Raw genomic sequence first — 9,874 nt, forward strand, 5'->3', positions numbered from 1 at the left:
ATCGAAGCGCATGAGCCTGCCGCGTATCGCCATTGATGCGATGGGCGGCGATGAGGGCGTGCGCGTCATGATCGAAGGGGCGGCGCTTGCCCGGCGCCGCCATGACCGTTTCAAGTTCCTGCTGGTCGGGGACGAAGACCGGATTCGCGCCGCGCTTGAGGTGCATCCCAACCTGCGGGCTGCCTCCGAAATCCTGCATGCGCCCGATGTGGTGACCGGCGATGAAAAGCCGACCCAGGCTTTGCGCCGGGCCAAGACCACGTCGATGGGGCTGGCGATCAACGCCGTGAAGCAGGGCGATGCCGGTGCTGCGGTCAGCGCCGGGAACACCGGCGCGCTGATGGCCATGGCCAAGCTGGCGCTGCGCACGATGCCAGGCATCGACCGCCCGGCGCTCTCCGCTCTGCTGCCGACGCTGGGCGATAGCGACCTAGTCATGCTGGACCTTGGCGCAAACACCGAGTGCGACGAGCGCAATCTGGTGCAGTTCGCGGTGATGGGCGCGGCCTACTCGCGCATCGCCACCGGACGTGAGCGTCCGCGCGTGCGATTGCTGAACATCGGCAGCGAGGAAACCAAGGGCACCGAGGATATCCAGGCCGCCGCGGCCATGCTGCGCGAAGCCGCCGACAAGCTGTCCATGGCGTTCGACGGTTTCACCGAGGCAGACAAGCTGGGGCGCGGTGACGTCGATGTCGTCGTGACCGACGGGTTTTCGGGCAACATTGCGCTCAAAGCGGTCGAAGGCACGGCCCGGTTCGTGGCCGACCTGCTGCGTCGCAGCTTTGCCAGTTCGCTGCGCTCGAAGTTCGGCTTCCTGATTTCGCGCCCGGCGACGGAATTGCTGAAGCACCATCTGGATCCGAACAACCACAATGGGGCCGTGTTCCTGGGGCTGAACGGCGTGGTGGTGAAAAGCCACGGCTCGGCCAGCGCGCTCGGCGTGGCCAATGCGGTGGCGCTGACGGCGCGGCTGCTGGAAGAAAACCTGACCGAACGCATCAAGGCGGACCTTGCCCGGCTTGGTGCAGACAATTTCCGCAAAAGCGCGAAGGCAGCAGAATGATCCGTCGTTCCGTTCTGATCGGCACGGGCTCCGCCCTGCCGAAGCGTGCCGTATCCAATGCGGAAATGGCGCAGATGGTCGACACGAGCGACGAATGGATCGTCGAGCGCACCGGCATTCGCAACCGTCATATCGCGGGCGAGGGCGAAACGACGTCCACACTCGCCACCGCAGCGGCGCGCTCCGCGCTGGAGGCTGCTGGCGTTGCGGGCGAATCGATTGACCTGATCATTCTGGCGACTTGCACGCCGGACCAGACGTTCCCTGCCAGCGCGACGATCGTGCAGAACGAGATCGGCGCCAACGGGTGCATCGCGTTCGATGTGGCGGCGGTGTGCTCCGGCTTTCTCTATGCCGTCGGGGTTGCCGATTCCATGCTGCGCGCCGGCATGGCCAGCCGTGCGCTGGTGATCGGCGCGGAAACGATGAGCCGCATTCTGGATTGGGAAGACCGCACCACCTGCGTGTTGTTCGGCGACGGCGCCGGCGCGGTCGTGCTGGAAGCGCGCGACGTGGCAGTCGATGGTCCCGGCCTGCTGGCAACCAAGCTCCATGCCGACGGGGCGCACAACCAGATGCTCTATGTCGACGGTGGCCCCTCGACCACTGGCACCGCCGGGCATATCCGTATGAAAGGTCGGGAAGTATTCCGCCACGCCGTGGTGAACCTGGCCGAAGTGCTGGGCGAGGCGCTGGCCGAAGTCGGATTGAGCGCGGCCGATATCGATTGGGTCGTTCCCCACCAGGCCAACCAGCGCATTCTGGATGCCACCGCCAAGAAGCTTGGCCTGGCGCCGGAAAAGGTGGTGGTCACCGTTGACCGGCACGCCAACACCTCGGCCGCCTCGGTGCCGCTCGCACTGGACACGGCAGTGCGCGATGGCCGGATCAAGCCGGGCGACCTGGTCATTCTGGAAGCGATGGGCGGCGGCTTTACCTGGGGCGCAACTTTGTTGCGGGTTTGAATTTTGGCCCCTAACTGCCGGTTTTCGCGGCAGTTCCGTTGCATTCTGGTTGCAGATGATTATCGTCTCGACTCAGTGGTCGCGTCACTGAAAACTGGGGGAGTGCGCATAATGCGCTCGATGAATACACTGACCCGTGCGGACCTGGCGGAGGCTATCAACCGCAAGGTCGGGCTTTCGCGGTCGGATTCGCTGGGAATGGTCGAATCCATCCTGAATCACATGTCCGATGCGCTGGAAGGCGGAGAGAACGTAAAGATCTCGGGGTTTGGCACGTTCCTCCTGCGTGACAAGGGCGAACGGATTGGCCGCAATCCCAAGACTGGCGTGGAAGTGCCGATTACCCCGCGCCGCGTGCTGACCTTCCGGGCCAGCCAGATGCTGAAAGAGCGGATTGCCAAGGGGTAACGCGCCAGCATGACCGAAGTTGAGGGTTCTTTGGACCAACCTGCGCGCGACGCCGCCTTTGCCGATGGCAAAGACGCGGGGGCACTTCGCACGATCGGGGAAGTGGCCAAGGCCCTCGGCATTCGCCAGCACGTGCTGCGCTACTGGGAAGACCAGTTCCCGATGCTCAAGCCGCTGAAGCGCAGCGGTGGGCGCCGTTATTACCGTCCGGAAGATGTCCAACTGGTCGAGGCGATCGACCGGCTGGTGCACCAACAGGGCTATACCCTGAAAGGCGCGCTCAAGGCGCTGCGAGAGGCGGAGGGCGCCGCCCTCGCGCCCATGCCCGTTGCAGCCGCACCGGTGGCAGCGGCCATCGCGGAGGCGCCCGCACCTGCCGCGCCCTCCTTTGCGTTCCGGGCGCGTTTGATTGCCCTGCGGACAACCCTGGTCAATGCCTTGCATGAAGGTTGAGCAACTCTCGCCAAGGGCAGCGTAACATTCTATCCCGCTCCGCAGCAGGAGTGAGGATTTTCCCATGACCCAGACTTACGATGCCGATCTGTCGCTGTTCATTGGCGGCAGCTGGAAGGTCGGCGAAGGCCGCGACCTGTTCCCGGTGGTGGACCCCGCGCGTGGCGAGACGATTGCCGAAGTGCCGCTGGCTACCCCCGCCGACCTCGACGAAGCGCTGGCTGTGGCCGACAAGGCCTTCGTGACCTGGCGCAATACCGCGCCCGAAGCCCGTGCGGCAGTGCTGAAAAAGGCCGCTGCGCTGCTGCGTGAGCGCTCCGATGCCATTGCCCGCATCCTGACGCTGGAGCAGGGCAAGCCGCTGGTCGAGGCGCGCGCCGAAGTGGTCAGCAGCGCCAGCTTCTTTGACTGGTGTGCCGAGGAGACCACCCGGATCTATGGCCGCGTGCTGGTCCGTCCCACCGGGCAGCGCTCGCTGGTCATCAAGCAGCCGGTAGGCCCGGTGGCCGCGTTCAGCCCGTGGAATTTCCCAGTCTACCTAATGGCAAAAAAGCTCGCTCCGGCGCTGGCCGTGGGTTGTTCGGTTATCGCCAAGCCGCCGGAGGAAACCCCCGGCTGCACCGGCATGCTGATTCGCGCGCTCGTTGACGCGGGGCTGCCGGACGGGGTGGTGCAACTGGTCCATGGCGTGCCCGATGCCGTCAGCCGCCACCTGCTGGCCTCACCCGTGATCCGCAAGATCAGCTTTACCGGGTCGGTTCCGGTCGGGCGGCATCTGCTGAAACTGGCTGCCGATGGGCTGAAGCGGACGACGATGGAACTGGGCGGCCATGCCCCGGTGCTGGTATTCGACGACTGCGATCTGGAAAAGACGCTGGACATGGTCGTGCCGCAGAAGTTCCGCAACGCGGGCCAGGTCTGTGTCAGCCCGACGCGGTTCTATGTGCAGGAAGGAATCTATGACCGCTTCCTGGCCGGATTTGCCGCGCGAACCGCGCATGTTAAGACCGGGCACGGGCTGGATGCCGACACGAAGATGGGGCCGCTTGCCAATGTCCGCCGCCCGCAGGCGATTGCCGCGCTGGTGGAGGATGCCGCCGCCAAGGGCGCGCGGGTGCTGGCCGGGGGCAAGCGCGGGAACGAAGGGTTCTTCTTTCAGCCGACCTTGCTGGCCGATGTGCCGGACGATGCCGACATCATGGGTAGCGAACCGTTCGGGCCAGTGGCCGTGGCTGCGCCGTTCAACACGCTGGACGATGCGATCGGCAAGGCCAACCGCCTACCCTACGGCCTTGCCGCCTTCGCCTTCACCGAGAACATGCGGCAGGCGAACCTGCTGGGCGATGCGATCGAAAGCGGGATGGTGGGGATCAACACCTTTGCGATCAGCATGGCCGATGCACCGTTTGGCGGCGTAAAGGATTCGGGCTTTGGCAGCGAAGGGGGGATCGAGGGGCTGGAAAGTTATCTCGTCACCAAGGCGATCCACACCGCCTGAGACGGCTGGATCAGCTGCGCTGCGGTCCCAGTTCCGGGTCCAGATCGCGCGGGCGGGTGAGGTGCACCAGCCGCCCGCAGCGGTCAGCCAGATCGCTCAAACGGTCGATGGCGAGTTCCAGCACGGCGAAGGCGGCCGTGGGGAACTTCGCCTCGACCACGTCGCGCAGCGGGCTGGAGCCGTCATCGGGGACCAGATCGAAAATCAGGTCTTCAAGCCCCGGATTGTGCCCGACCATCAGGATTGCCTGCGGATCGCCCTCCTGTTCGCGCAGCAGATCGGCCAGGGTGGCGCTGCTGGCCAGGTAGATGCGGCGATCCCAGTTGATTGCAATCGGGCGCTGGGCGGCCTGACAGGCGATCTCGATCGTTTCGGCGCAGCGAATCGCGGGCGAGGCGATGACCCGGTTCCATGCCACGCCGTGGTCGCGGATGTGCCGTCCCATCATGGCAGCTCCCGTGCGGCCGCGCTCGTTCAGCGGACGGTCGAAATCGCGGGCGCGGGGATCGTGCCAGTCTGACTTGGCATGGCGGAACAGGCCGAGGATTTTCACGAATTGCTCTCTGTCTGGACGGGCTTGCCAAAAGCACCAGTGGCGACCCGTTGTAAAGCCTCGTCCAGCGTCAGGCGTGTGACGGGCGTTCCGGCGGGGAACGCGGACAGCAGGCGGCTGGGAAAGGCGGAGGACAGCACCACGAAATGGCCCGAATCCTCGCGGCTGCGAATCAGGCGGCCAAAGGCTTGCGCGAGCCGGGCGCGGATGATGCGGTCGTCATAGGCCGATCCGCCCCCAGCCAGCCGCCGGGCGCGGTGCAGGATTGACGGCTTGGGCCAGGGCACCTGTTCCATCACCACGAGCCGCAGCGAATGGCCCGGCACGTCCACCCCGTCACGCAAGGCATCGGTGCCGAGCAGCGAGGCGCGCGGATCGTCCCGGAAGATGTCGACCAGTGTGCCAGTGTCGATCGGATCGACATGCTGGGCATAGAGCGGCAGGCCGGCGCGGGCGAGCCGGTCGGCAATCCGGCCATGTACTGCGCGCAGCCGGCGGATCGCGGTGAACAGCCCCAGCGCGCCGCCGCCCGAAGCCTCGATCAGGCGCCCATAGGCTCCTGCGAGTGCCGCCACGTCACCTTTTGGCACATCGGTGACGATCAGGACTTCGGCTTGTCCGGCATAGTCGAACGGGCTCTCGAAGCTGGACAGGCGCGGTGCCAGCGACAGGGCATTGGCCCCGGACTTCGCAATCGCCGCGTCCCAGTCATTCCCGTCGCGCAAGGTGGCCGAGGTGATCATCACCCCGTGGGCCGGTTCCAGCACGACGCGGGCAAACGGCTTCATCGGATCAAGCCAGCGGCGATGAATACCGATGTCGAATTCACGCGCATCGCCGCGTTCGACCGCCAGCCAATCGACATATTCCGGGTCCGCCGGACCACCCAGCCGTTCAAGCAGCGCCTCCCACGCGGCCAGCAGGTCGATCCGCCAGGTCAGCGAATGGCGCGCGCCCTCGATCCGGGCGCGGCCTGGTCCGTCGAGCCAGTCTGGCGGTTCGGCCAGCAAGGCTTCCAGCCGAACCCCCAGGCGGATCAGCGGTTGGCGCAGCGCGGCCAAGGCGGCCTGCGCGGCCCCGGCGCGTTCGATGAACGGGCCATCGAGCTGCGCCGCTTCGGTTTCCAGCCCATAGCCGGCTTCCTGCCCGCCGCTTTCATCACGGGCGTAAACCGTCGAACGGACCGCTGCGAGCAGTTCCTCCACCGGACCAAATGGCGTGCCCTCGGCCAGTCGCTGTAACCAGCCATCGCCGGGCAGCGCCTCTGCCGCATGGCGCGCGGCTGAGATCGCCTTCGCCCCAGCCTCGTCATAACTGGCGAGATCCGCCAGCCGCGCGGCGAGGCCCCGGCGGCGTCCTTTCGATCCGCGTTCCGGGCCGATCACCCAGCGGCGCAGTTCGATCGTTTCAGTGCCGGTCAGTGCCGCGGCAAAGGTGGAATCGGCCGCCTCGAACACATGGTGGCCTTCGTCAAACACGATCCGGGTCGGTCGCTGGGCGGCCTCGCGGCTGCGCGCGGCGTTGACCATGACGAGCGCGTGGTTGGCAATCACCAGATCGGCCTGGGGACTGGCCCGCGCGGCGCGTTCAATGAAGCATTTGCGGTAATGCGGGCAGCCGGCATAGACGCATTCGCCCCGCCGGTCGGTCAAGGCGGCGATGCCGCGCTGGCGAAACAGCGTGCCTAGCCATCCGGGCAGGTCGCCGCCGATCATGTCGCCGTCCTGGCTATAGGCGGCCCAGCGCGCGACCAGCTGCGCCATGATCGCGGCGCGTCCACTGAACCCGCCTTGCAGCGCATCTTCCAGATTGAGCAGGCAAAGGTAGTTTTCACGGCCCTTGCGCACCACCACCGGCTGCGATCCATCGGCGCGAGTGGTGGGCCAGGCGCGGCGGCTTTCGCGGCGCAGCTGGCGTTGCAGGGCCTTGGTATAGGTTGAAACCCAGACCGTCCCGCCCGATTGCTGGGCCCAGAGCGAGGCTGGGGCGAGATAGCCGAGTGTCTTGCCGATGCCGGTTCCCGCTTGCGCCAGCAGCAGATGCGGCAGGCCTTCGCGGCGACGCGGGCCAAACACGTGCGCGGCTTCGGCGGCATAGGCCTGCTGGGTGGGGCGGGCTTCGGCGCCGCTACCGGTCAATTGTGCGAGTCGGGTGGTCACGGCGTCGGGGTCGAGCGTGACTTGCCCCGGCTGGGGCCGTTCGGGCGCATCCTCCCATTCGGGCAGACGCGAAAACAGCCAGCGCTCCGCCCGCTGCGGCGCGGCAATCCGCGCGGTGAGCAGCGGTGCCCAGGCCCAGCGCAGGCGGGCCAGCGATTGGAGCGCGCTCCATGCGCCTTCGCGTTCCTGCCAGTCCGGCGCTTCGCATGTGCCCAGCAGGGCCTCTGCCGCTTGCTGAAGCAGCAGCGGGATCGCATCATCGCCGTCCGGTTCGGGCAGTTCGAGCGCGTGGGCCAGACCCTTGGCGGTCGGGACCACGAACCGCGCCGGGTGAACGAAAGCGAACAGTTCCAGCAGGTCGAGCCCGGACAAGTCGGGATAGCCCAGGCGGGTGGCGATCAACGGAGCGCTGAGTATCAGCAGCGGCGTGTCCGCGGCCGCGACAATCGCATCGCCCTTGCCCGCGCCGCGTGTGTGGCCCGCCCCATCGCGCAGCCAGCAGCCGCCGTGGCTGGCGTGGAGCGCGGGTAGGGGCAGGGCCGGAATCGCTGCGGAACCAGGGCTGGGCGGGACTTCGTCCATGGCGCGGCATTAGAACGGAACTGGAACGCAGGGCAAGCCGTGCAGGCGGCTTATTCCCCCCGTTTCCAGATCGTTTGGCCTTCCTTGACGGTCTCCAGCACCCGGATCGCGCGGACTTCCTCCACCGGAACGGTCAGCGGATTGCGGTCCAGCACCACGAAATCCGCCAGCAGACCACGCTTGATCCGGCCTTTGCGGTTTTCCTCGAACACTTGCCAGGCCGGGCCAGTGGTCAGCGCTTGCAGACCCGCATAGGCGCTGAGCCGCTGGTCCGCGCCACTGATCACGCCCGTGGTCGAGGTGCGGGCCATCGAACTCCACAACTGGGTGAACGGATCGAGCCGGGTGACGGGAAAGTCGCTGTGGTTTGACGGGTGCAGGCCAGCTTGTGCAGCAGCTTTGAGCGGGCTGATGAAATCCACCACTTCAGCCGGGAAGTTGGTGCGGTGGGTGTCCGCGAAATAGTGCGTGTGGTTGCTGAAATAGGCTGGACCAACCCCGATCCGGGCATAGTCGGGCAAGTGATCGCGGCGCTGGAACTGCGAATGGATCACCACCGGGCGGCGATTGTCGGCAGCCTTGATCCCCAGCGCGTCGAACCCGCGCAGCGCCATGTCGATCGCCGCATCGCCGTTGGCATGCGCGAAGATCTGCCAGCCGCGCGCGTGGACCTTGCCAGCCATTTCTTGAAAGCTGGCCTCCGACATCACTGGTTCGCCGTGCCAGGGGTGCTTGCCTTCGCCCGGTGATCCGCGCGCGTAATCGCGGGTGAAGTAGGCGGTGCGGGCCTGGGGGGAGCCATCGAGCACGAACTTGACGCCCTGCAGCTTGAACCGCCCCTGATACTGGCCGAATTTCAGGTCCGGCTGGGCCAGGACCCAGTCCAGCGTGGAATGAAACGGCAGTGCCGCAAGGTCGATCCGCAAGCGGTCGCGCGCCGGGGCGCTCATCAGGAACTTGAGATCGGTTAGCTGCGTGCCGCCTTCCTGCGCGTGGGTAAAGCCTTCGCGGGCATAACGGGTCTGGGCGGCGTCGAGAGCGGCGAGTTTCTGGGCTTCGGTGGGCTGCGGCAGCTTGGGCATGATGAGGAACAGTGCGGATTCGAACACCAGTCCGCTCAGCTTGCCATCCGGTCCCTTGGGCATGATCCCGCCAGCGGGAACCGGCGTGCTCTCATCCACTCCGACGGCGGCCAGAGCGGCACTGTTCGCGACCAGACCGTGCAGCGAAACGTGGAGAAGGATGACCTTGCGATCCGGAAAGGCACTATCCAGTTCGGCACGGGTCACGTGGCGGCGTTCGGCCAGTGCTTCCTCGTTGTATTGCCAGACCACCACCCATTCTCCGGCCGGAATCTGGCGGCGGTCCGCTTCGGCGCGGACGGTTGCGATCAGGCTGGCGGTATCGGTCACCGGGGGCAGGGTCGGGTCGGACAGATCGATCCCTCCGGCCGATTGCAGCGCGATGGCAAAGTGCGAGTGCGCATCGATGAAGCCGGGCAGCATCGTGGCGCGGCGCAGATCGTGGCGGACGGCATCCTTGCCGGCGATGGAGCGGGCTTTTCGCTCTGGCCCCGCGAACACGATCCGGCCGTCGCGCGAGACCACGGCGTCAACGGTGCGCGGGGCGGGGCCATCCATCGTGATGATGGTGCCGTTGAACCACAGGGAAGCGGGCGGGGCCTTTGCGACTGCAGCGCTGGTTCCGCCCAGCAGCAGTGCTGCGGCGGCGGTAAAAATCTTGCCCTTCATGGTCCCGTCCCACTTGTTTTCTGGTCCTGGAGGATAGGGGGGAAGCGCTGGATTTGCCTAGCGCAATCGTGGGGCGACCAACAAGGTAATGGCACTAAGGGTTAAATTTGGCGCTCCCCTGCCGCTCTTAGTTCCGACAGCGGCACCGGTTTTCAGCAATCAACCCCGGAGCCGACAGCAAGAAGGGGTAACCACATGACCGTAATCAACACCAACATGGGCGCGATCCGCGCTGCCAATTCGTCGACCGCCGCCAGCAAGATGCTGGGCACGGCGATGGAACGGCTGTCGTCGGGCAAGCGCATCAACGGCGCGAAGGACGACGCGGCGGGCCTGGCCATTGCCACCACGATGACCTCGCAGGTGCGCGGCATGAGCCAGGGCATCCGCAACGCCAACGATGGCATCAGCCTGGCGCAGACCGCCGAAGGCGCGCTGT

Annotated in this window: 9 protein-coding genes; 6 read left to right on the top strand and 3 right to left on the bottom strand. The window is 66.3% G+C overall.

All coding sequences use genetic code 11. The annotated features are described in order from the left end of the window. Positions 1–10: 10 nt before the first annotated feature. From plsX to IE113_RS10935, 5 genes are all read left to right on the top strand, one after another. Complete coding sequence (plsX, locus tag IE113_RS10915; protein WP_189541325.1) at positions 11–1,066, top strand: phosphate acyltransferase PlsX; 1,056 nt, start codon at positions 11–13, stop codon at positions 1,064–1,066. Beyond that, the gene (locus IE113_RS10920) at positions 1,063–2,031 is read left to right on the top strand and encodes a beta-ketoacyl-ACP synthase III (RefSeq protein ID WP_189541327.1); all 969 of its coding nucleotides are present in this window, start codon (positions 1,063–1,065) and stop codon (positions 2,029–2,031) included. Before plsX ends, IE113_RS10920 begins: the two co-directional genes overlap by 4 nt. 111 nt (positions 2,032–2,142) lie before the next feature. Further along, positions 2,143–2,439 (top strand): integration host factor subunit alpha, encoded by a 297-nt coding sequence (locus tag IE113_RS10925; protein WP_189541329.1) that lies wholly within the window; start codon positions 2,143–2,145, stop codon positions 2,437–2,439. A 9-nt stretch (positions 2,440–2,448) separates the two neighbouring features. Then, on the top strand, positions 2,449–2,892 hold the full coding sequence (locus IE113_RS10930; RefSeq protein ID WP_189541331.1) for a MerR family transcriptional regulator: 444 nt from the start codon (positions 2,449–2,451) through the stop codon (positions 2,890–2,892). Positions 2,893–2,956: 64 nt separating this feature from the next. After that, positions 2,957–4,390 (top strand): NAD-dependent succinate-semialdehyde dehydrogenase, encoded by a 1,434-nt coding sequence (locus tag IE113_RS10935; RefSeq protein ID WP_189541334.1) that lies wholly within the window; start codon positions 2,957–2,959, stop codon positions 4,388–4,390. 10 nt (positions 4,391–4,400) lie between these two features. On the opposite strand, the gene IE113_RS10940 is transcribed toward IE113_RS10935, so the two are convergent. The 3 genes from IE113_RS10940 to IE113_RS10950 are packed head-to-tail and all read right to left on the bottom strand — an operon-like array spanning position 4,401 to position 9,435. Continuing rightward, positions 4,401–4,943: a SixA phosphatase family protein gene (locus IE113_RS10940; protein ID WP_189541336.1), complete on the bottom strand. Its 543-nt coding sequence runs from the start codon at positions 4,941–4,943 to the stop codon at positions 4,401–4,403. Continuing rightward, entirely contained in the window at positions 4,940–7,684 is a 2,745-nt protein-coding gene (locus IE113_RS10945) for an ATP-dependent DNA helicase (protein ID WP_189541338.1), read from the bottom strand. Before IE113_RS10945 ends, IE113_RS10940 begins: the two co-directional genes overlap by 4 nt. Positions 7,685–7,734: 50 nt before the next feature. Beyond that, on the bottom strand, positions 7,735–9,435 hold the full coding sequence (locus IE113_RS10950) for an amidohydrolase (protein ID WP_189541340.1): 1,701 nt from the start codon (positions 9,433–9,435) through the stop codon (positions 7,735–7,737). Positions 9,436–9,630: 195 nt separating this feature from the next. Here IE113_RS10950 and IE113_RS10955 point away from each other — a divergent pair. Next, the coding region (locus IE113_RS10955; protein ID WP_444544211.1) for a flagellin N-terminal helical domain-containing protein at positions 9,631–9,874 on the top strand (244 nt) is incomplete at its 3' end.

It is taken from the genome of Novosphingobium arvoryzae (genome assembly GCF_014652615.1).
GTDB classification, from domain to species: domain Bacteria; phylum Pseudomonadota; class Alphaproteobacteria; order Sphingomonadales; family Sphingomonadaceae; genus Novosphingobium; species Novosphingobium arvoryzae.

Coding starts and splice junctions, on each gene's coding strand:
- plsX (WP_189541325.1), top strand. CDS start 11: ATGAGCCTGCCGCGTATCGCCATTGATGCGATGGGCGGCGATGAGGGC.
- IE113_RS10920 (WP_189541327.1), top strand. CDS start 1,063: ATGATCCGTCGTTCCGTTCTGATCGGCACGGGCTCCGCCCTGCCGAAG.
- IE113_RS10925 (WP_189541329.1), top strand. CDS start 2,143: ATGCGCTCGATGAATACACTGACCCGTGCGGACCTGGCGGAGGCTATC.
- IE113_RS10930 (WP_189541331.1), top strand. CDS start 2,449: ATGACCGAAGTTGAGGGTTCTTTGGACCAACCTGCGCGCGACGCCGCC.
- IE113_RS10935 (WP_189541334.1), top strand. CDS start 2,957: ATGACCCAGACTTACGATGCCGATCTGTCGCTGTTCATTGGCGGCAGC.
- IE113_RS10945 (WP_189541338.1), bottom strand. CDS start 7,684: ATGGACGAAGTCCCGCCCAGCCCTGGTTCCGCAGCGATTCCGGCCCTG.
- IE113_RS10950 (WP_189541340.1), bottom strand. CDS start 9,435: ATGAAGGGCAAGATTTTTACCGCCGCCGCAGCACTGCTGCTGGGCGGA.